We start from the raw sequence: 21,905 nt of genomic DNA, 5'->3' as shown, positions 1-21,905 counted from the left end.
CTTACCCGACTGCGACGCCCGACTGCCTGCCCTCGCCGTGGAGAAGGTCGCGCAGGCCCGATCCGACGGGCCGCCCGAGCCCTGTGCAGGGATCCCACCCGGGGGCAGCCCGTGACGCGCCGTTCGATCCGCTGACGACGTCGAAGAACGCCGGGCCGCGGTCCCCGGCGCCGTAGATCAGCGGATTGATGTAGCCGACGTTCTTCCCGAGGCTCTGGTTGATGCGCGCGATCATGGCGGCGAAGAGCGGCGCGACGGCGCCGGCGCCGGCGATCACCCTGGTCCTGCCGTGGACCTGCACGAGGTAGCCGGTTCCGGGGTCGGCGTTGCCGGCCATGTCCGGAACGCCGCGCCCTTCGCCTTCGGCGGCCACGGCAGGGGACGGGACGACGTCGGGCCTCTGCCAGTCCGGCCGCGGAAACAGCTTGCTGTACCCGCCGCCGGTCGCCGTTCCGAACGTCGGAAGGGTGTTCCAGACCGTCTCGCCGAGGATCGTGTCGCGGACCGAGCTGAGGGACGTGCCGCCGCAGGCGATCGCCCGCGGACTGGACGCCGGATAGTCCACCCAGGGCCGGGCGCCGCGAAGGGTCGCGGCCGGCCCATGGTCGCCCACCGCGCAGAGGATGGTCACGCCGAGCGCCGCGGCCTCGGCGAACAGGTCCTCGAGGCGCCGCACGTGCATCGGCGCCCCGAGCCAGAAGTCCTCGGACAGCCCCCAGCCGATCGAGAGGACGCTCGGCCGCATTGCCCTGTCGTGCAGGGCCGTCTCGACCGCGTCGATCAGCCCCCCGGCATGCAGGGGCGCGAAGTAGACGGCGATCGCGGCGCCCGGCGCCGCGCCGGCGACGAGCTGGATGTCGAGCGCCACCTCGGCGTCGAAAGCCTCGGTCACGCCCGGCGTGTTCCGGCCGCCGCTCACCTCGACATCGGTGACGGCGACGCCGGCAAGGTCGAGGAACCCGAGATACGCCTCCAGGTCCGACCGGTAGTATCCCCCGCCAAGCTCCACGATGCCGATGCACTGGCCCGAACCATCGGCGCCCGCCGGGAAGTCGTAGAGTTCGGCGATCTGCGGGGCCGTCTTGACGCCGACCTTCTCCAGCGCCTCCAGCGCGGCGGTCCGGGCGGCCCCGGCGAACTCGACCTTCAGATCGGCGACGCGCTCGCGGCGAATGGCCTCGGCGGACTCCCGGGCCAGCCGCGCCGGCTCGGCGATCCTGTCGGCATATGCCCGAGCGGCCTCGGCAGGCGGCGCATCGGCGAGTTCCTCCCCGAGGGCCTCGCGGATCCGCCTCAGCTCCCGGACGGCGCCGTGCGCCTCCACCTCGTCCCCGTACCTGCGCGCCTGCTCCGACAGCATCCCCGCGAGCCGGACCGTGCCGCGCGCGCGCGCCAGCACGACCGCGGCGTCCCTGGCGGCATCGTTCCTGCCGGCGGGCCAGAGCCGCCTTCCGGCCGCGGGGCGCTCGTCGAGGCCGGTGATGGCGACGACCCTGCCGTTCAGGTCCTCGGGGATCTGCAACGCGCCGACATAGCCGCGATGGAGGCTTCCGCCTTGCGCGAAGATCTGGAGCCGGGCCCCGAACGCGGCGGCGAACTGCGCCGCCGTCCCGAACAGCGAAACGGTCCGGCGGCCGAGATCGATCGAGGTCACCCGCAGCCCGCAGCGTTCGGCGAAGTCGGCGACCAAGGCGGCATCGTCCCCGCTGGCGCCATGGAGGGTTTCGAACTCCTCGATGGAGAGATACGTCCGATCCGGGATCGCCGTGCGCCCGATTTCCCCCGGGTCGGGAAACGGCGGCGCCTCCGGACGCCGCCGAAGCAGGACCGTCACGCGATAGGTCCGGGAACCCGGGACGGCGCCGATCGCGGTTGCGAAGGGACAGGCGGCGTGATTGCTGCCGTCGAGCGGCACATGCGCGCAATCCATCGTCAAGCGCCTCGCGCGATTGCGTCGGTGAGGTCCCGGCGCCTACGGTCTTCGGGCTATTCGCCGCGCCCGAAAACGGCCGTGCCTGCTGCCGCTGCGGCAGCGATGTTCTGGGCCACGGCGAAGAGTGCGTCTGGCCGCAGGTCTGCCTCTTCGGCCCTGGAGAAAACGGACCTCAACGTATCGAGGTACTGATTGTACTGTTGCTGAGCCTCGGAGCGCGCCTCGGCGAGCGCCTGCTCGTTGTCCGCAACGCAGGTCTTCGTCGCGAAGTCCGCCTGCTGGTTGGCGGCCACGCTGAATTTCAGCAGGAGATCGACGTATGCTGCCCGCGTTTCCGAGATCCGCATGCCATCCAGCGACGCGAGCGCGTTCACATAGGCGCCGTATGCCGCATTGATGTCGTTCACCTCGCCCGCTTCCAGCGTGGACTGGAGCGCCGCCTGATACCGTTGCGCCGACTCGATCTGCCGCTCCTGGAGCGACAGGTTGATCTGGTAGAGACTTCGTGACATCGACTGCCCCGCCTCATCCAGCGCGCGAACTACTGCCGCGCCGTTCCCGTCAGTGACGCCGCCATCTCTAGCTGTAGTGCTGCTCTGACGAGGGGCCCGCTTGCGGATGGGCCGGTCGGGTTGCTCTTCCGAATCCACGGCTCGACCCTCCTACCCTACTGGGACTCATCGGAGTGTATCCGAATACCGACAGATTCTCAACTTGGGCGACAGTCCGGATCGCCGTTCGGCGGGGGCGCGAACCGCATGGTCGACGGATCACGCTGCGGCGTCGGCGAAGGATCCGGTTCGCATCGGCCCGTCCGGCCGGTAGGTGCTGACGATGACCCCGGCCGGCGTGGTCTGCGAGCGCAGCAGCGTCATCTCCTGCGGGTTCACGACATCGGAGAAGATGCGCCTGCCCCGCCCGATCAGGACCGGAAAGACCAGGAGCACGACCTCGTCCGCCAGCCGCTCGGCGATCAACGGCGGCGTCAGGGTCGAGCTGCCCCAGACGATCAGGTCGGGGCCGTCGCCCGCCTTGATCCGGCGGAGGCTGGCCGCGACATCCGCGCCGAGCCCTTCGACCGGGCCCCATCCGAGGCTCTCCGGCCGGTGCGTCGCCACGTATTTCCGCGCGGCGTTCAGGCTGTCGGCCATGTCGCCCTGCTCGTGTGGCCAGTAGCGGGCGAAAATGTCGTAGGTCCGGCGGCCGAGCAGCAGGTCGAAACCCCTGCCCTGCGCCGCGTCGATGGCGGCGCCGCCCGCCTCGTCGTGGTGCGGAAAGGCCCAGCCGCCATGATCGAACCCGTTCGTCGGATCTTCCTCGGGCCCGCCGGGGCCCTGGATCACCCCGTCGAGCGAGATATGCTCGATGATCCTGATCGTTCTCATGGCATGACTCCCCGCGCCGGCCGTCCGGCGTCGTGCTTTCGCTGCTGCGATGGAAGCGTGGAAGGCGCCGCGCCGGCGCCCCGCACGGAGCCCGGTTCAGGCGAGTTCCTTCACCGCCGCCTCGATCGCCGCGATGTCGATCTTCTTCTGTTTCATCATCGCCGCCATCGCCCTGGCCGATATGGCCTTGTCCGCGTGCAGCGTCAGCTCGGTCAGCCGCTTCGGAAACACCTGCCAGAACAGGCCGAAGCGGTCTTTCAGCCAGCCGCAGACGCCTTCCTCCCCGCCATCGGCGGTGAGCGCGGTCCAGATCCGGTCGGTTTCCGCCTGATCCGGCGTCTCGACCGAGATCGACACCGCCTCGGTCAGGGTGAAATGCGGGCCGGCGTCGAGGATCTGGTAGGGCACGCCGCCGAGGCTGAAGTCGATCACCGTGAACGTCCCCATGCCGGCATCGCCGGTAAAGCTGCGCTCGACCCGGCTGCCGGGGATCAGCGCGCAATAGAACGCGGCCGCCTCCTCACCGCGTCCGTCGCGGAACCACAGGCTGGTGCGAATGGAGCTGGTCATCGTTCTTCTCCTTTCATGCCGGGTAGCGAACTGGCTTGGCGCGCCGTCGATCGCGGACATGACGCCCTCCTTCATGGAACATACCGACCGGTTGGTATCCTGTCAATCGGCGCCATGGTCCCGCCGTTCTTCGCAGCGGCGGCCCCCTACCCCTTGGCCAGCCGCAGCAGATCGAAATCCGCCGCCTCGATCTCGGCGAGCGTGACCGGCCGGCCCGCGGCCAGGAGCTTGCGCGTCGCCATGTGCGGGCCCGGCGCGTTGACCGTCTCGACCGCCACCAGCCGGTCGCCCGCGAGACTGAGCACGATGAGCCTGCCCGGCGGCGACGGCGCTGCCACGTGGCGATCCGCGTCGAGCGCAAGCCCGGCGATCTGCAATTTGTGCTCGCCCTGATCGCTCCAGAACCAGGCGACCGCCCCATAAGGCGCGTCCTCGAGGTCGGCCAGGCGGCGGGCGATGTGGCGGGCGTGATCGACGGCGGCCTGCACCGACTCGAGCCGCACCCGGCGGCCGCCGGCCAGCGGGAAACAGGCGCAGTCGCCGAGCGCCGAGATCGCCGGGTCGTCGGTCAGCAGCCGGTCGCTGACGACGACGCCGTTGGCGACCGCGAGCCCGGCCTCCGCCGCCAGCTCGGCGTTCGGCCGCACGCCGGCGGCGAGCAGGATCATCCCGGCCTCGATGCGCCGGCCGTCGGCGAGCAGAACCGCCCCCGGCTCCACCGCCTCGGCCCGGGCGTCGAGCAGCACCCGCGTGCCCATCGCCTCGTGCAGCGCGAGGAAATGCGCCGAGACCTCCGGCGAGACCACCCGGCCCATCAGCCGCCCGGCGGCCTCCAGCACGGTGACGTCGACGCCGGCCGCCCGCGCCACCGCCGCGAACTCGAGGCCGATGAAGCCGCCGCCGATGACGACGGCGCTGCCGCCATCCGCGATCCGCGCCCGGAGGTCGGCGGCGTCGGCGAGCGTCCGGAGCCCGTGCACGCCCGCCGCGTCGAGCCCGGCGATCGGCGGCAGGAAGTTGCGCGCCCCGGTGGCGAGGATCAGATGGTCGTAAGCGTGCGCGCCGCCGTCCGCGGTCAGCACCCGGCCCGCCGCTCGGTCGATCTCCACCGCCCGCGTCGCCGCGCGGTAGTCGATCTCGCTGCGCTCGTAGAAGGCCGCGGGCTTCATGAGCAGCCGGTCGGCCTCGCCGTCCTTCATGTAGGCCTTGGACAGCGGCGGCCGCTGATAGGGCAGGCCCGGCTCGTCGCCGATCAGCGTGATCCGGCCGGCGAAGCCGTCCTGGCGCAGGCTGGCCGCGGCCTGAAAGCCGCCCTGCCCGGCGCCGACGATGACCACCCGCCCGGGCGTCATGGCCGCGCCCCGGGCATCGCCCGGCCGCCGCATGCGCCGATTGCGCCGTCGGTGTCGTTGCTGCCGGCCGTCCGCATCACCTTGTCGCCCTCGCTCGCCTCCGCGCCGGCCTTGCGCCGTCGTCGGCGACGCAGGTTATCGCCACCAGCGGCGGAAACTCCAGCCTCGACCCCGCCCGACCGGCAGTTTGATCGGCGCCGCCGAAGCCGGCGACGGACGGTCCCGTCGAGCGGGCGGATCCCCGGTGTCCCCGCTCCCCCGGACCGCCACGTTCGGGCGGGTCGCCCGGATCACCTCGCAGAGCGACCCGTCTACCCTGCCCCCCCCCCGCCGTCGCCCGCAGGGAGGCGCAAGCGACGCCCACATCGAGCCCGACGCGCGGTCCCGCCGCCCGATCACCGCGGCGCGAAGATGTCCTCGATCTCCTCGAACACCCGGTCCATCAGCGCGCTCCGCGCCTCCTTGCCGGTGAAGTGCAGCGCCCAGCCGTCGCGGACCATCTCGCGACGGATCACCAGCCCCGCCCGCGGCCGCGCCACCCGGATCGGCCGCCGCGGCGCCCCGCCGCCCGCCGCCGGCCCCGACGCGCCCTTCGCCCCCGCCCGCTCGGCCTCGTCGAGATAGGGCAGGACCAGCGCCCACTGCGTCTGCGGGTCCTTCAGGCTCGACTGCTCCAGCGCCGTCGCCATCACCTCGCCGAACCCGTCCCGCACCGCGCCCGCGAGCCGGAGCGCCTGCCGCAGCGACAGCGTCTCCGGCGCGGCCATCGCCCCGTCGAAGCCCTCGACCAGCCGCGCCAGCGCCCGCAGCCGCGACCGCTTCATCTGGCTCGCGCCCGGATAGAGCCCCTCCACCGCCGCCTCGATGGTCGCATAGGCCCCGAGATCCCGCGCCACCAGCGCGATGCGCCCCTGCTCCCAGGCCGACAGATCGGCCCTCACGGCGTTCTCCTCCACCATCGCCGCCAGCGTCTCGGCCAGCGCCCGCGCCGGCCGCACGAAGGCCGGCACCGCCCCGAACCGCTCCAGCCCCATCTCCCTGAGCGCCCGGAACGCCGTGACCCGCCGGAACCCCGACACGATCCCGAACCGCGCCCCTTCCCCCTCGGCCAGCGCAAACAACTCCACCGGCATCCGCAGCCCCGAGCGCAGGATCGACGCCTTCAGCTCCTCGAACGCCTCCGCCTCGAGCCCGGTCCGCTCCCGCGGAACCGCCGCGTCGTCAATGTCGTCGAGCGAGACCAGCTCCACCCTGTCGTCCATGCCATCCCTCCGCAGAATGTGCGAATGCGCGCATGCGCGCGCGGGAGGATGCATGAGGTATGGCGAATGTTGCGCGACGGGAGAAAGGCGCGTTCGCGGTTCATTGACGTTGTCCGAGAGCGGGCCGGCACGTCCGCTCGGCGCCAGTGGCGGACTGGACGGACGCAGCCTAAGTTAGGAATGCCCCTTCTCCACTCCACCAAGTGTTCCCGACTTGACCGTCATTGCGGCGTCACCAATTTCACCAACAAGTGCTTGCATAACCTTTCCATAAACGACCCGGTCGAAATCGGAATCCGGGAAGAAAAGGGACGTGATGGTCATCTGCATCAAAGAAATCGCAGTCATGTGGATTGGATCGACCAGACCAGAATTGCTCGATCCGACCTGAAATACGAACTTCTTGGCCTCAGTCATGCCTAGTAACTTATTGGGAAGAACGAAACCAGCATGAACGTGCTGACAAGCCCACTTGAAGCGCGGCCTCCAATGATCCATTCCGACGTCGTTCTCGATGTCCGTGAAGCTTGGCTGCTTGTTGCCGAGCGTATCCGCCGCCCAGTCCCAGTCATTTTTTAGAACCCTACCGAGTTCTTGCTCGGCGGTATTCCGCATGGCTTGGATTTCAGCAAGCTCTTCAGCCCCTATAGGCCGGAGACCTGATCGACCAGCATACTTATTGTAGTTGGCCGCTCGTCTTGAGTTCGAGAACCAGACGCTGAGACGGTACGGGAATGCCGCCTTGTATCCATGCTTGGCAATAAACATCGCGACAACGACAATCTCATGCAAGGAGCGCCATCTGGTAAGCGCGCCGTCGGCAAATCCTCCCCTCAGAAGGCACATGATCTCACTCGCAACAAGCAAAGCCTTCGGCTGCAGATGAGCTAACGTATCAAAAACAACGGTATCGCCATCCCTTGGACCCCCATGTGCGTGGTTTTCCCCCAGCTCTTGGCTCATCTTCCAGAGCATCTCAAGCAAGTCTAATGGTTCTCTCCATCGTGCATAGTTATTATGTCCGAAATCCACTCTCGCTTTGCGTTCGACCTCCAGCATCTTCGGCGCCTCCTTCTTAAGGAGAGCTAGAAGCTCAGAGGGGCTCGTCTCTAGCAGGTCACTCACAACATCGGCGACCTTATCCTCTGGAACTTTAGAGTAGTCGATTGCCTCTAATGCCGTATCGAGAAATCTTCCGAAAAGGGATACATGCTCCTTCACGCGTATTTCGCCTCCGAAAGGTAATTTTCGTTGAACTTGGTCGAGCGTCATCAGAACTGCAAGCACGAAGGGGCTGGTCCGACAACTCGGTCGAATGATCGAAAGTTGCCCTTCGGGCCGCTACCTGACGCCGACGCCCGTCGTAGAGGAACCTCCGCGTGTCCACCAGATTCCGCCAACAAACCCTATCGAAGCCCTAACGCCCGGAGATTCTAGCGTAAAAGCAACGACTTAACCCCGCTATCACGCGTGTTAGCCCCTTGCCTCCCGCCCCCCCGCCGCCTATAGAGAAAGACCCGCCCCACCGAAGGCCCTCCCCTTGACCGACACGCCCGAAGACGACGATCCCGAGACGCCGCGCGCCGCGCCCACCGGCCCCGGCGTGGCGATCGAGGCCGAGATGAAGGCCTCCTACCTCGACTACGCCATGAGCGTGATCGTCGCCCGCGCCATCCCGGACCTGCGCGACGGCCTGAAGCCCGTGCACCGGCGCATCCTCTTCGCGATGGGCGAGACCGGCAACACCTTCGACAAGCCCTATCGCAAGTCCGCGCGCCCCGTCGGCGACGTGATGGGCAAGTACCATCCCCACGGCGACCAGTCGATCTACGACGCGCTCGTCCGCATGGCGCAGGACTTCTCGATGTCGCTCATGCTCCTCGACGGGCAGGGCAACTTCGGCTCGATGGACGGCGACAAGCCGGCGGCGATGCGCTACACCGAGGTGCGGATGGCCAAGGCCGCCGGCTACCTCCTCGCCGACATCGACAAGGACACCGTCGACTTCCAGCCGAACTACGACGGCAAGGACATGGAGCCGACCGTCCTGCCGGCGCGCTTCCCCAACATGCTGGTCAACGGCGCCGGCGGCATCGCCGTCGGCATGGCGACCAACATCCCGCCCCACAACCTCGGCGAGGTGATCGACGCCACGCTGGCGCTGATCGGGAAACCCGACCTCTCCGTCGCCGAGCTGATGGAGTTCGTCCCCGCCCCCGACTTCCCCACCGGCGCGCTGATCCTCGGCCGCTCCGGCGCGCGCAAGGCCTACCACGAGGGCCGCGGCTCGGTGATCGTCCGCGCCCGCACCCGCATCGAGGAGGTCCGCGGCGGCCGCACCGCCATCATCGTCTCCGAGATCCCCTACCAGGTGAACAAGGCGACGATGATCGAGCGCATCGCCGAGCTTGCCCGCGACCGCAAGATCGAGGGCATCGCCCATGTGCAGGACGAATCCGACCGCTTCGGCGTCCGCGTCGTCATCGAGCTGCGCCGCGACGCCACCCCCGACGTCGTCCTGAACCAGCTCTTCCGCTTCACGCCGCTGCAAACCTCGTTCGGCTGCAACATGCTGGCGCTGCACGGCGGCCGCCCGCTGCAACTGACGCTCCGCGACTTCCTCGTCCACTTCGTCGCCTTCCGCGAGGAGGTGGTCGCCCGCCGCACCGCCTACGAGCTGCGCAAGGCGCGCGAACGCGCCCACATCCTCTGCGGCCTCGCCGTCGCCGTCTCCAACGTCGACGAGGTGGTCGCCACCATCCGCGCCTCCGCCGACCCGGCCGAGGCGCGCGAGCGGCTGATGACCCGCCGCTGGCCCGCCTCCGACATCGCCGACTACATCCGCCTGATCGACGACCCCTCCCACACCATCAACGAGGACGGCACCTACAACCTCTCCGAGATCCAGGCCCGCGCCATCCTCGAGCTGCGGCTCCAGCGCCTGACCGCGCTCGGCGTCAAGGAAGTCACCGACGAGCTCGCCGAGCTCGCCGGCAGGATCACCGACTACCTCGACATCCTGCGCTCGCGCGCCCGCATCATGGCGATCATCTCGGACGAATTGCGCGAGGTGCGCGAACTCTTCGCCGTCCCCCGCCGCTCCGAGATCGTCGACTGGGACGCCGACCTCGACGACGAGGACCTGATCGAGCGCGAGGAGATGGCCGTCACCGTCACCGCCGGCGGCTACATCAAGCGCACGCCCCTCTCCGAATACCGGGCCCAGCGCCGCGGCGGCAAGGGCACGCAAGGGATGGCGACCAAGGACGAGGATTTCGTCACCACCCTCTTCGTCGCCAACACCCACACGGCGCTCCTGTTCTTCACCACCGCGGGCATGGTCTACACGCTCAAGACCTGGCGCCTGCCGCTCGGCGGCCGCAACACCCGCGGCAAGGCCATCGTCAACATCCTGCCGATCCCCCAGGGCGTCTCCATCGCCGCGATCATGCCGGTCGACGTGCCGGAGGAGGAATGGGCCTCGCTCCAGATCATGTTCGCCACCTCCGACGGCGACGTGCGCCGCAACGCGCTCGACGACTTCACCAACGTCATGCGCAACGGCAAGATCGCCATGAAGCTCCCCGACGGGGTCCGCCTGATCGCCGCCCGGATCTGCTCCGAGGACGACGACGTGATGCTGACCACCAAGGCCGGCCGCGCCATCCGCTTCCCCGTCCCCGACGTGCGCGTCTTCAAGGGCCGCGACTCGACCGGCGTCCGCGGCATCCGCCTCGGGAGCGGCGACGAGGTCGTCTCAATGGGCGTCATCCGCCACTTCGAGGCCACCCCGGACGAACGCGCCGCCTACCTGAAGATGCGCCGCGCCGTCGCCGGCGCCCCCGAGGACGAGCCCGAGGCCGCCGACGCCGACGACGAGGAGGAGGCCGCCGCCGGCGCCTTCGAGCTCGGCCAGTCCCGCTACGTCGAGATGTCCGAGGCCGAGGATCTGCTGCTGACCGTCACCGAGCGCGGCATGGGCAAGCTCTCGTCCTCCCACGACTACCCGGTCCGCGGCCGCGGCGGCCAGGGCGTCGCGGCGATCGACAGGGCCATGCGCGGCGGCCCGCTCGTGACGCTCTTCCCGGTCGAGCAGGACGCCGAGATCATGCTCGCCACCGACGCCGGCCAGTCGATCCGCGTCCCCGTCGCCGACATCTCCTTCCGCTCCCGCTCCGCCGGCGGCGTGCGCGTCTTCAACACCGCTCCCGACGAGCGCGTGGTCTCGGTGGCGCTGGTGGTGGCGGAAAGCGGCGAAGAGGAGGGGTGAGGGCCGCCTCCGGCCGATCGGTTCGCCCGCCGCGTCCGCCGCGTGACCTCCCGCCCGAAGGAAGCTATGCTCACCCGAGGCGAGACACGGGGTCCGCGATGAACGAGCACGCCAAGCGCCCTCCTGCCCCGGCCACGTATCGGGACGTCCTCGACGCGCCGCCGCACATGGTGGCCGAGATCGTCGCGGGCGCGCTCCACCTCCACCCCCGCCCGGCGCTGCCCCACGCCGTCGCCGCCTCGGCCCTCGGCATCGAGATCGGCGGCCCGTTCTGGCGCGGTCGCGGCGGCCCCGGCGGCTGGTGGATCCTTGCCGAGCCCGAACTGCACCTCGGCGACGACGTGCTCGTCCCCGACCTTGCCGGCTGGCGCCGCGAGCGGATGCCGACCCCTCCCGACGCGCCTTGGGCCGACCTCGTCCCCGACTGGGCCTGCGAGATCCTGAGCCCTGGCACGCGCAGCTTCGACCTGACCGACAAGCGCGCCGCCTACGCCCGCCACGGCCTCGCCCATCTCTGGCTCGTCGACCCGAAACCCCGCACGCTGGAAGCCTTCGCACTGCGCGACGGCGCCTGGGTCCTCGTCGCCGCCTTGAAGGACGCCGACGAGGCGAGCGTCCCGCCCTTCGATGCGATCACCTTTCCCTTGTCGGCGCTGTGGCCGGAGTAACGTCCCGCCACGGGCCGCGCTGATAACCGGCAATCCGGCCGGCAGGTCTATTTGTGTCGCCAGATCTTTGCCGCCGAGACAAGCAGGATCAGCGCCAGACCGGGGAGCAGGACGCCACTCGGGATAAGTCCGAGCAGCATGCCTCCGACGAAGGTTCCGGCGATGGAACCGGCGGCCATGACGAACAGGAACCCTCTGGTCCTGCCGAGGACCGCAAAGCTCTGGTCACGGCTGTACCGGGCGAAGCCTACCAGCATCGTGGGGAGGCTGATCGCGAGCGACAATGATCCCGCAAGCTTCACGTCGGCGCCGAACAGCAGCACCAGCGTCGGAATCAGCAGTTCGCCCCCGGCGACTCCCATGAGAGAAGCCACGACGCCGATTCCGAATCCGGCGATGACCCCCGCCGCCATCTGCGCCGGGCCGTCCAGCAACGGACGCGAGGCAGAGGCGTCGTGCCCGAAAACCAGAACGCTCGCTATCACGACGAGCAACGCGGCGATGACCTTGTAGAGCGTTTCGGATTTGAGGCGGGTCGCCCAGCCCGCCCCCGCCCACGCTCCGGCGAGGCTTCCGGCCAGCAGGTTCGCCAGGATGGGCCAGTGCGCCGCAATCTCCCCGAACGGGACGGTCCCCGCCCGGAATGGCAGCGCCGTCGCCACCACGACGAGGCTCATGGCCTTGTTCAGGATGACGGCCTCCAGCGCCGCAAAGCGGAAGGGTCCGATCAGGAGAGGAAGCCGGAACTCGGCCCCACCGAGGCCGATCAAGCCGCCGAGCGTTCCTATGATGGCGCCCCCGGCAAAGGCGGCAGGGAGGTTGTGGCGGGCGGGCCGACGATCGGCGATGCTCATGTCGGACAGGTGTCACGAACTCGTTCAGAATGAAAGCGTTCGAAGCGGGGCGGGTTTGATGAAACCGGTCTCCGCGCGACCCGCTCCCGTTAACCCCCCGTAAAAGACTGGCAAGCCCGATTCCAGCCCGATTCCAGCCGCATTACAGCCAGGATTTTCCCCGCAATTCCAGCCGGATGCCGCCCTACCCGTCGCCGCCGTGGATTCTGCCGGTCAGCCAGTCCGGCCAGTCCCGTTCGAAGAACGACCGGGCCTCCTCGTCGAAGCGCCGGTTCGGCCGGACCGACACCCGCATCGCCTCCCCGTCCCACCGGACCACGATCTGCCCCTCCCGATCCGCGGCCCGCTCGGTCCGGAAACGGAACGCGTCGAGCGGCCCCCCGGCCCCTTGCGGCACCCCCTCGCCGTCCGGCGCGCAGATCGCCCGCGCCCCCCGGCTGCCGCCGCCGGCGCGGACGTAGTGGTCGAGCGCCGCCAGCACCGCCTCCGAGGCGAGCGCGGTCTGGCGCCATTGCAGCGCCCGCGCCGCCTCGGCCGGGCGGCCGTGGGCGAGGCCCTCGGCGCGGATCAGGGCGTTGAGCGCGCGCGCCTCTGCCAGCGCCTCGCCCACGCCGGCCGCGTCGCAGAACGGCCCGGCGCGGTCGCTCATCCGCGCCTGCACCTCGGCCCGCACCGCCGCGATCCCGAGCGGGCTTGCCGCGCGGAGCGCCCCCAGCGCCCGCGCCGCCGCCGCCGCGACCGGCCCCTGCGCCGCCCCGGCCGCGGGCGCGCGGGCCGCCCCGCGCGCCGCCACGTGCTCGGCGACCCGCGTCCCGAACACCTGTCCGGCGTTGAGCGCCGCGCCGCCGGGCCGGGTCACGCCATGGGTGCCGGCCGCCTCGCCGACGGCGTAGCACCCGGCGAGGCTCGTGCGGCCCCAGACATCGACGGCGATCCCGCCGTTCATGTGCTGGTTGTTCACGGCGAACTCCAGCGGCGCGGCGGCGATGTCGACCTTATATCGACGGTAGAGCTCGATCGCGAGCGGGTTCATGTGGGCAAGCCGCGCGATCGGCGTCCCCTGCCCCGCCCCGGCGGCGCCGAGATAGGCCCGCACGTCGTCGTCGAGATCCGCAAGGTCGAAGGTCGCGCCGTCGCCGGCCGGCAGCGGATTGCGGTTGAAGTCCATCAACACCCGCCGCCCGGCCTGCGTCTCGCGAAAGATCGCGAGGTCGACGAGGCTGGACCCGAAATCCAGCATCCGCGTGGCGTGAAACGGCCACTGGTAGCCCTTGCGGAACACGTTCGAGGCGAGCTCGCGCGTCGTGCGGTAGTAGTCGGCGAGGAAATGCCGCTCCGCTCCGTCCGCCCCCACGGCGTAGATGTGCGGCAACGCCTGCACATAGGTGCCGGAGAGGTTCCACGGAAAGGCCTCGCGGCGGGTGCCGATGCCGAACTGGCTCTCGGTCAGGTTGACGAGCTCGATCCCGGCGTCGAGCGCGAGGCCGAGCGAGCCGAAGCAGCCGTTCGGATAGACGCTGTCGCGATAGAGCTCGCCCGGCCCCCCGGCGGCCAGCACCAGCGCCGGCGCGAGGAACGCAGCAAACCCGAGCGGGTTCTCCGGCCGACTCTCCTTCGGACGCATCGCGAGCACGCCGCAGGCGCGACCGTCCTCGGTCAGGATCCCGACGGCGGTCGTGTGGTTGTGGATCGGCACGCCGAGGCGGATCGCCTCCTCGGCCAACACCCTGACCATCAGCCGTGAGGTCCGCGGCCCGCAACTGGTGGCGCGGCCGACCTCGTCGTGGTCGGTCTGGTAGCGCAACGTGCCGCCGAGCCGGTCCTGCGGCAGCGGCAGGCCGAGATATTGCAGCGAGGCCATGGCGCGCGACGAGCCGACCGCCTCGACATAGGCGGTGTCCTCGTCCATCGCGCCCCCGGCGCGGATGGCGCGCGCCATCGCCTTCAGGTCGTCGCCGCGATCGGCGGTGTTGGCGGTGTGCAGCGTCTGCTTGTCCGAGCCCGAGCAGGCCGAGGTGCCGCCCCAGGCGCTCTGGCTGATCACCGCGACGTCGCCGCCGCGCCGCTTCAGCTCGACCGCGACCCGCAGCCCCGCCGCGCCGCTCCCGACCACGACACAGCCGCAGCGGTGGACGGGGATCGTGATCCCGTGGACCGCGACGGTCTCCGCCGCCGGCCGCACCGGCGGGAGTCGCGGCATGTCGACATCGGTCAGCGCGTCGAGGATGCCTTGGGGAACGTCGACGGTCACGGGCGGCCCTTCCTGTCCTGACGCGGGATCACGCCGGAAGCCCGGCGCTGGAGGCGCGAACGATCAGCTCGACCGGCGCGAGGCGCACGGCCGGCGGCCGCAGACCCTCCTCGAGCCAGGCGAGCATCGCCTCGGCCGCCTCGCGACCGAAGCGGGCGACGTCGCAGCGCACGGAGGAGAGTTGCGGCCAGGTCAGCGCGCATTCCTCGATGTCGTCGAAGCCGACGAGGCGGAACTCGGCGCCGACCCGCACCCCGGCCTGCGCGAGCCCGGCGAGCATCCCGAGCGCCACGAGATCCGAGAAACACACCGCGCCCTCGATGTCGGGCCGCGCGGCGCGGAGCTCCAGCGCCGTCTCGCGCCCGAAGGCGCGGGTCGGCCGCCCGTGAAGCGCCACCGTCGGCAGCCCCGCCGCCGCCATCGCCACGCGATAGCCCGCCATGCGCTCCTCGGTCACCGGCCGGTTCTCCAGCCCGCCGACGAAGGCGACGCGACGGAGCCCGAGCCCGAGCAGGTGCTCGGTCGCGAGCCTCCCGCCCGTCCCGTAGTCGAGCGAGGCGAAGGGAAAGGCCTCCGTCCGCGGGTCGATCCGCCGCAGCACCTGCATCGCCGGCAGCCCGGCGCGCCGCACCGCCTCGAGCCCCTCGGTCTCTTCGACATAGGCGGGCGAGATCAGGAAACCCGACACCCCGTGCTCGATCATCGAGGCGATCACCTGCGCCTGCATGCCCGCATCCTCGTCGGTGTTGGCGATCACCGTGGCGTAGCCGCGCTCGGCGAAGGTCATCTGCGCGCTGGCCGCGAACTCGGTGAAGAACGGGTTCCTCAGGTCGTTGATGACGAGCCCGACAAGTCCGACGTCGGCGCCGCGGAGGTTGGCGGCGGCGCGGTTGTAGACATAGCCGAGCGCCTCCATGGCCTTGTCGACCAGCGCGCGGGTCTGCGGCCGCACGGCGACGCTGCCCTGCAGCACGTTGGAGACGGTGGACTTCGACACCCCCGCCTCCCGCGCCACGTCGACGATTGTCGGCCGCCGCGACATCGCGATCAGGCGTCCGCGCGGATCATGTCGGCGGCCTTTTCCGCGATCATGATCGTCGCCGCATTGGTGTTGGACGACACCACGGTCGGCATCACCGATGCGTCGACCACCCGCAACCCCGCGATGCCGTTGAGCCGCAGCCGCGGATCGACCACCGCCGCCGGGTCCGAGCCCATCCGGCAGGTGCCGGCGGGGTGATGGTCGGTCTTGGAATGCCGGCAGGCGAAGCGGAAATAGTCCTCGTCCGTCCGCACCTCGGGCCCCGGCAGCCGCTCCGCCAGCACGAAGGGCTTCAGCGCGGCCTGCGCCATGATCTCCTGCGCGAGCTTCAGCCCGCGGATCGACATCTCGCGGTCGTGGCTGTCCTCCCAGTAGTTCGGATCGATCAGCGGCGCCGCCGCCGGATCGGCGCTGGCGAGGCGAACCGTCCCCCGCGACCGCGGCCGCAGGTAGGCGGAGTTGAGCGTCACCCCCCCGTTCGGCATCGCCGCCACGCCCGCCTCGATCCCCGACCCCAGCCCGAGATGCAGCTGGATGTCGGGCGAGCGCGCGCCCTTGTCGGCGTACCAGAACCCCCCGGTCTCGAAGAGGCTCGACGCCACCGGCCCCTTGCGCGTGGCGAGGTACTGCAAGCCCGCCACCGCCGACCACCACGGCTTCGCATAGCGGTCATAGGTGTGCGGCCCCGTCACCTCGGCGATGACGAAAAGGTCGAGATGATCCTGGAAGTTCGACCCCACGCCCGGTTGGTCGAGAACCGGCGTCACCCCGACCTCCGCCAGATGCTCCGCCGGCCCGATCCCCGACAGCATCAGCATCCGCGGCGAGCCGATCGCGCCGGCGGAAAGGATCACTTCCCGGCCGGCGTTGATCCGGCCGCCGTCCATCAGCTCGACCCCGACCGCCCGGCCGCTTTCCACGACGATGCGCCGCACCTGCGCGCCCGTCCGCACCGTCAGGTTCGCCCGCCCGCGGTTCGGCGCCAGATACGCCATCGCCGTCGATGCCCGCCGGGCGTTGCGCTGGGTCAGCTGGTAGTAGCCCGCGCCCTCCTGCGTCTCGCCGGTCATGTCGTCGTTGCGCGGGATGCCGAGCGCGGCGGCGGCCGCGAAGTACGCCTCGCAGATCGGCAGCGGCGCGCTGGGCTTCGACACGCCAAGGGGGCCGCCCTTGCCGTGCCAGCGGTTCTCCCAGGTGTCGTTGTCCTCGGCCTTGCGGAAATAGGGCAGCACCTCCTCGTAGGACCACCCCTCGCAGCCCATCTGCCGCCACTCGTCGTAGTCGAGCGCATTGCCGCGCGTGTAGATCTGGGCGTTGATCGCCGAGCCGCCGCCGATCACCTTCCCTTGGGTGTAGCGGATGACCATGCCGTCCATGTGCCGCTGCGGCACGGTCTGCCAGCCCCACGAGCCGATGCCCTTGGTCATCTTCGCGAAGCCCGCCGGCAGGTGGTAGAACGGATGCCGGTCGGTTCCCCCGGCCTCGAGCAACAGCACCCGCGCCGCCGGATCCTCGCTCAGCCGCGCCGCCAGCACGCACCCCGCCGAGCCGCCCCCGACGATGACATAGTCGTAACCCTTTGCCGTCACCCCGCCAGATCCTTGCCGATGATGTGGTCCGCCGAGCGCAGCGCCTGCGCGGCGATGGTCAGCGCCGGGTTCACCGCCGCCGATGTGGGCAGGAAGCTCGCGTCCACGACGAACAGGTTCGGGTGGTCGTGGGCGCGACAGAACACGTCCACCACGCTCGTCGCCGGATCCCGCCCCATCCGCGCCGTGCCGCATTGATGCGAGGGCGTGCGCCGGTCGAACGGCTTCGACAGCACCACCGGGAACCCGGCCCGCCTCAGGACCGCCTTCAGCTTCGCCACCAGCGCCTCGTGGGCCTCCCAGTTCGACCGCCGCCAGTCGAGCACGATCCGCTCGCCCGCCACCGTCACGCGGCTCGAAGGGTCGGGCAGATCCTCGCTCATCGCGTAGAGGTCGATCGCATGGACGGCGAGCCAGCCCGCCACGGGGCGCGGCACGCCGCCCGCCGCCGCGAGGATCGGGCCGGAGATCTTGCCGAGCAGCTGGACGTTGCCGAGCGGCGTCCCGTCCTTGCCGCCGGTCAGGTAGAAGTCGTTCATGTAGAGCGTCTTCTGATAGACCGAGCCGTTACGCCGGAACGGGCTCACCGCCAGCACCGCCGAGGCGTTGTGGTTCATGAAGTTCCGGCCGACCTGGTCGGACCGGTTGGCGAGCCCTGAGCGCAGGAGCAGCGCCGCCGAATTGACCGCGCCGGCGGCGAGCACCGTCAGGCCCGGCTCCAGCCGCCGCGCCTGTCCGCCTTGCGCATACTCGACCGCCGCGATCCGTCCGTCCGCCCCGGCCGCGAGCCGCGTGACCAGCGCGCCGGTCTCCAGCGTGACGTTGGGATGCGCCAGCGCCGCGGCGATCCCGACGCTCTCCGCGTCGCTCTTGGCGCCGGTCGTGTCGGGATAGGCGTCCCAGGGCGTCGCGGCCCGCTTCAGCCAGGCGTCGAGATCGAGCCCGAGCGGCAGCGAGGCCGGCCGCATGCCCGCCCTCAGCAGCCGCGTCCGCAGATCGGCGATGGCGGGCTCGTCAGGAACCGGCGGGAAGGGATAGACTCCGGAATGCGGCGGCTCGGTCGGATCCTCGCCGATCGCGCCGCGCACCCGGTACATCTCCTCGGCGCGCTGGTACCAGGGCTCGAGCTCCTCGTAGGCGATCGGCCAGCCCGGCGTCGTGCCGCCGAGATGGCGGAGGGGTCGGAAATCCTCGGCCCGGTAGCGGATCAGCACCGCGCCGTAGAGCTTGGAGTTGCCGCCGACGTAGTAGTAGTTGCCGGGGTTGAAAACCTCGCCCGACGGCGTGAGCCATTGCTCGTGCGGGCGGAAATGCCCGCGGCCGAAGATCGCCTCGGCATCCCGCGCCTCCTGGCTGTCGCCCAGCCGCTCGCCGCGCTCGAGGATGACGATCCGCCGCCCGGATGGCGCCAGCGCCGCCGCGGCGGTGGCGCCGCCGATCCCGGAGCCGATGATGGCGATGTCCGGGCCGGCGCTCATCACGCGATCCGCATCTCGGTCTTGGGATCGAAGGCCACCGCCTTCTCCATGTTGATCGCGAAGGGAAAGACCTGTCCCGGCGACACGTCCACGTCGGCGCGGAAACGGCCGGTGACCTCCTTGCCGCCGAGATGCGTCACCACGAACGTGTCCGATCCCGCCGGCTCGGTGATGTCCACGGGCGACTCGACGACATGCACGGCGCGGCTGTGGCGGTCCGCCCCGTCGCGGTCGGTGATCGCCTCCGGCCGCAGGCCGAGCACGATCTCCCGTCCCACCTGCGCCGCGAGAGCGCCGCCCTCCGGGAAGGGCAGCGCAACCTCGGAGCCGTCCGCGCGCCGCGTCACGGCGATCGCCCGGCCGTCCTGCGCCGCCACGCGCGCAGCAAAGAGGTTCATCGACGGCGAGCCCATGAACCCGGCCACGAACATGTTGGCGGGCGTGTCGTAGATCTCCTTCGGCGTGCCGAGCTGCTGGACGTGCCCGCCGAACATCACCGCGATCCGGGTCGACAGCGTCAGCGCCTCGATCTGGTCGTGGGTGACGTAGACGATCGTGGTCTTGAGCTTCTGGTGCAGCTTCTTGATCTCGGTGCGCATGTCGACGCGCAGCTTGGCGTCGAGGTTGGACAAGGGCTCGTCGAACAGGAACACGTCCGGGTCGCGCACCAGCGCCCTCCCCATCGCCACGCGCTGCCGCTGGCCGCCGGAGAGCTGCCCGGGCTTGCGGTCGAGCAGGCGCCCGATCTGCAATAGCTCGGCGACCTGCGCCACCTTCCTCTCGCGCTCGGGCCGGGGCACGCCATGCATCTCCATGCCGAACGAGATGTTCTGCGCCACGTTCATGTTCGGGTAGAGCGCATAGCTCTGGAACACCATGGCGATGTTGCGCTCCGCCGGGCGGACGCCGTTCATCGAGCGGCCCTTGATGCGGATGTCGCCGCTCGTCACCTCCTCGAGCCCGGCGATCATGTTGAGCAGCGTCGACTTGCCGCAGCCCGAGGGACCGACGAGCACGAGGAACTCGCCCTCCTCGATGGAGATGTCGGTCTCGTGCAGCACCTTGACCGAGCCGTAGGACTTGGTGGCGCGCTGGATGTCGAGAAAGCCCATCATCCGTCTCCCTGCCCGAAACCGCGCGCCGCCGCGCCGGCCGGCGTTAACGACTCAATCCTGAGCGTTTTCCTGTGCATATGCGTCGTGCATGGGTCGTGCATGCGTTGCGCATCGAAGAAGTCGCCGTTAACCATTGATGTATCTCCCATTTCCGCTCACCCCTTGACCGACCCGGCCATCAGCCCCCGCACGAAGTACCGGCCGGCGACGACATAGACGAGGAGGGTGGGAAGGGCGGCCATGATCGCCCCGGCGAAATGCACGTTGTATTCCTTCACCCCCGTCGAGGACTGGACGAGGTTGTTGAGCGCCACCGTCATCGGCTGGCTGTCGAAGTCGGAGAACGAGGCGCCGAACAGGAAGTCGTTCCAGATGTTGGTGAATTGCCAGATGATGCAGACCACCGCGATCGGCCCCGAAGACGGCAGCATGATGCGCCGGAAGATCGTGAAGAACCCCGCCCCGTCGATCTGCGCGGCCCGCACCAGCTCGGTCGGGAACTGCTGGTAGTAGTTCTTGAAATAGAGCGTCGAGAAGCCGATGCCGTAGACGAGATGCACGAAGATCAGCCCCGGCACCGTGCCCGCGAGCCCCATCAGCCCGAGAAGCCGCGCCATCGGGATCAGCACGATCTGGAACGGGATGAAGCAGGCGAAGAGCAGCAGCCCGAACACCCAGACGTCGCCCCGGAAGCGCCACTTGGTCAGCACATAACCATTGAGCGCCCCGAGCACCGTCGAGATCGCGACAGCGGGGACGACCATCATGATCGAGTTGAGGAAGAACGGCCTGAGACCGGTCGCCGCCACGCCGATCTGCGCCGTCGACCAGGCGCTCGCCCATGGCGCGGCGGTCCACTCCTTCGGCAGCGACATCATGCCGCCCGCCTGGATCTCGGAGAGGGGCTTCAGCGAGTTCACCGCCATCACGTAGAGCGGCAGCAGGTAGTAGAGGCAGAAGAGCACGAGGACGAAGTAGATGCCGATCCGGGCGGCGCCGCCCGTCTGGATCACCTGGGTGGAGCCGGGGGTGCCGGATGGCCGTGCCGCGACGGGCCCGACCTCGGCGCTGAAGTCCGTGGCCATCACTTCTTCTCCCGGAGTTCGGACCAGATGAACGGAACCATGATCGCCGCGATCGACATGAGCATGATCACCGCCGAGGCCGCGCCGATGCCCATCTGGTTCCGCGTGAAGGTGTAGGAATACATGAACGTCGCGGGCAGCTCGGTCGCCGTCCCCGGCCCGCCCCCCGTCAGCGCGATCACGAGGTCGTAGGACTTGATCGCCATGTGGGCGAGCACCACGAAGGCCGACATGAACGCGGGCCGAAGCTGCGGGATGACGATCCGCCGATAGAGCGCGAAGGTCGAGGCGCCGTCGATCTGCGCCGCCTTCATCACCTCGTTGTCGATGCCGCGCAGCCCCGCAAGGAACATCGCCATGACGAAACCGGAGGTCTGCCAGACCGCGGCGATGACGATGGTGTAGATCGCCATCTTCGGATCCTTGATCCACTCGAAGACGAACCCCTCCCAGCCCCAGGACCGCACAACCGCCTGGAGCCCGATGCCGGGATCGAGGAACCACTTCCACGCCGTGCCGGTGACGATGAAGCTGAGCGCCATCGGATAGAGGTAGACCGTGCGGATGAAGCCCTCGGCGCGGATCTTCTGGTCGAGCAGGATCGCCAGCGCGAGCCCGATGACGCAGCAGATCACGATGTAGAGCGACCCGAAGATCAGCAGGTTCTTCACCGCGATCCCCCAGGACCGGAGCCCGAACAATCGCTCGAAATTCTGCCAGCCGACCCAGCCGAACGAGGGCAGGATCTTCGAATCCGTGAACGACAGCACGAAGGTGAAGAGGATGAAGCCGTAGACGAAGACCAGCACGATCGCGAAGCTCGGGCTCAGCACCAGCTTCGGCAATGCGTCGCGCAGCCAGTCCACACCGTCGCGGCGCGTATCGGCCTGTGCCATGTAAGTCCCCCCGGGGGTGAGGAGGCGCGCGGCGGCGCCGCCCGCCCCGCTTGGCCCGCTACTGCGCCATCTCGACGGCGGAGACGAGCTCCTGCGCCGCGGTGGCGCTGTCGTACTCGCCGTTGAACTGGGCGGTGACCACGTCGTACATGGCG

At 69.7% G+C, this 21,905-nt stretch carries 17 protein-coding genes; 2 read left to right on the top strand and 15 right to left on the bottom strand.

From position 1 onward, the window contains the following. Window position 1: 1 nt before the first annotated feature. From KBA23_RS04515 to KBA23_RS04485, 7 genes are all read right to left on the bottom strand, one after another. A complete protein-coding gene (locus KBA23_RS04515) occupies window positions 2-1,834 on the bottom strand; it encodes a protease pro-enzyme activation domain-containing protein (protein WP_290737186.1) in 1,833 nt (610 codons plus the stop codon). Between the two features lie 152 nt (window positions 1,835-1,986). Then, the gene (locus KBA23_RS04510; RefSeq protein WP_290737185.1) at window positions 1,987-2,583 is read right to left on the bottom strand and encodes a hypothetical protein; all 597 of its coding nucleotides are present in this window, start codon (window positions 2,581-2,583) and stop codon (window positions 1,987-1,989) included. Window positions 2,584-2,703: 120 nt separating this feature from the next. Beyond that, window positions 2,704-3,318, bottom strand: coding sequence for a dihydrofolate reductase family protein (locus KBA23_RS04505; protein ID WP_290737184.1), 615 nt, complete (start codon window positions 3,316-3,318; stop codon window positions 2,704-2,706). Window positions 3,319-3,414: 96 nt separating this feature from the next. After that, complete coding sequence (locus KBA23_RS04500) at window positions 3,415-3,888, bottom strand: VOC family protein (RefSeq protein ID WP_290737183.1); 474 nt, start codon at window positions 3,886-3,888, stop codon at window positions 3,415-3,417. Window positions 3,889-4,034: 146 nt separating this feature from the next. Beyond that, a complete protein-coding gene (locus KBA23_RS04495; protein ID WP_290737182.1) occupies window positions 4,035-5,240 on the bottom strand; it encodes an FAD-dependent oxidoreductase in 1,206 nt (401 codons plus the stop codon). A 395-nt stretch (window positions 5,241-5,635) separates the two neighbouring features. Next, window positions 5,636-6,502, bottom strand: coding sequence for a ParB N-terminal domain-containing protein (locus KBA23_RS04490; RefSeq protein WP_290737181.1), 867 nt, complete (start codon window positions 6,500-6,502; stop codon window positions 5,636-5,638). Window positions 6,503-6,676: 174 nt separating this feature from the next. Further along, the gene (locus KBA23_RS04485) at window positions 6,677-7,774 is read right to left on the bottom strand and encodes a DUF5677 domain-containing protein (RefSeq protein WP_290737180.1); all 1,098 of its coding nucleotides are present in this window, start codon (window positions 7,772-7,774) and stop codon (window positions 6,677-6,679) included. A gap of 331 nt (window positions 7,775-8,105) precedes the next feature. Between KBA23_RS04485 and gyrA the strand changes: the two genes are divergently transcribed. Next, window positions 8,106-10,772 carry a DNA gyrase subunit A gene (gene gyrA, locus KBA23_RS04480; protein ID WP_290737193.1) on the top strand — a complete coding sequence of 889 codons (2,667 nt, stop codon included), beginning with the start codon at window positions 8,106-8,108 and terminating at the stop codon, window positions 10,770-10,772. A 98-nt stretch (window positions 10,773-10,870) separates the two neighbouring features. Beyond that, window positions 10,871-11,440 (top strand): Uma2 family endonuclease, encoded by a 570-nt coding sequence (locus KBA23_RS04475; protein WP_290737179.1) that lies wholly within the window; start codon window positions 10,871-10,873, stop codon window positions 11,438-11,440. Between the two features lie 47 nt (window positions 11,441-11,487). Here the strand turns inward: KBA23_RS04475 and KBA23_RS04470 are convergent, their stop codons facing one another. The 8 genes from KBA23_RS04470 to KBA23_RS04435 all read right to left on the bottom strand — a co-directional run bounded on the left by KBA23_RS04470 (window position 11,488) and on the right by KBA23_RS04435 (window position 21,750). Next, a complete protein-coding gene (locus tag KBA23_RS04470) occupies window positions 11,488-12,294 on the bottom strand; it encodes a sulfite exporter TauE/SafE family protein (protein ID WP_290737178.1) in 807 nt (268 codons plus the stop codon). A gap of 184 nt (window positions 12,295-12,478) precedes the next feature. Next, a complete protein-coding gene (locus tag KBA23_RS04465; protein WP_290737177.1) occupies window positions 12,479-14,545 on the bottom strand; it encodes an FAD-binding protein in 2,067 nt (688 codons plus the stop codon). 28 nt (window positions 14,546-14,573) lie between these two features. Next, window positions 14,574-15,587 carry a LacI family DNA-binding transcriptional regulator gene (locus tag KBA23_RS04460; RefSeq protein WP_290737176.1) on the bottom strand — a complete coding sequence of 338 codons (1,014 nt, stop codon included), beginning with the start codon at window positions 15,585-15,587 and terminating at the stop codon, window positions 14,574-14,576. A 5-nt stretch (window positions 15,588-15,592) separates the two neighbouring features. Continuing rightward, the gene (locus KBA23_RS04455; protein WP_290737175.1) at window positions 15,593-17,176 is read right to left on the bottom strand and encodes an FAD-dependent oxidoreductase; all 1,584 of its coding nucleotides are present in this window, start codon (window positions 17,174-17,176) and stop codon (window positions 15,593-15,595) included. Then, entirely contained in the window at window positions 17,173-18,654 is a 1,482-nt protein-coding gene (locus tag KBA23_RS04450; protein WP_290737174.1) for a GMC family oxidoreductase, read from the bottom strand. The genes KBA23_RS04455 and KBA23_RS04450 overlap by 4 nt, the downstream gene beginning before the upstream one ends. Further along, a complete protein-coding gene (gene ugpC / locus KBA23_RS04445; RefSeq protein WP_290737173.1) occupies window positions 18,654-19,766 on the bottom strand; it encodes a sn-glycerol-3-phosphate ABC transporter ATP-binding protein UgpC in 1,113 nt (370 codons plus the stop codon). The genes KBA23_RS04450 and ugpC overlap by 1 nt, the downstream gene beginning before the upstream one ends. Before the next feature lie 158 nt (window positions 19,767-19,924). After that, entirely contained in the window at window positions 19,925-20,854 is a 930-nt protein-coding gene (locus tag KBA23_RS04440) for a carbohydrate ABC transporter permease (RefSeq protein WP_290737172.1), read from the bottom strand. Then, window positions 20,854-21,750, bottom strand: a complete 897-nt coding sequence (locus tag KBA23_RS04435; protein WP_290737171.1) for a carbohydrate ABC transporter permease — start codon at window positions 21,748-21,750, stop codon at window positions 20,854-20,856. The genes KBA23_RS04440 and KBA23_RS04435 overlap by 1 nt, the downstream gene beginning before the upstream one ends. Between the last annotated feature and the right edge of the window lie 155 nt (window positions 21,751-21,905).

It is taken from the genome of Amaricoccus sp., assembly GCF_017995835.1.
GTDB lineage: Bacteria > Pseudomonadota > Alphaproteobacteria > Rhodobacterales > Rhodobacteraceae > Amaricoccus.
Note: the sequence above shows the minus strand (reverse complement) of the source record. Positions and strands in the feature narration are given on the sequence as shown.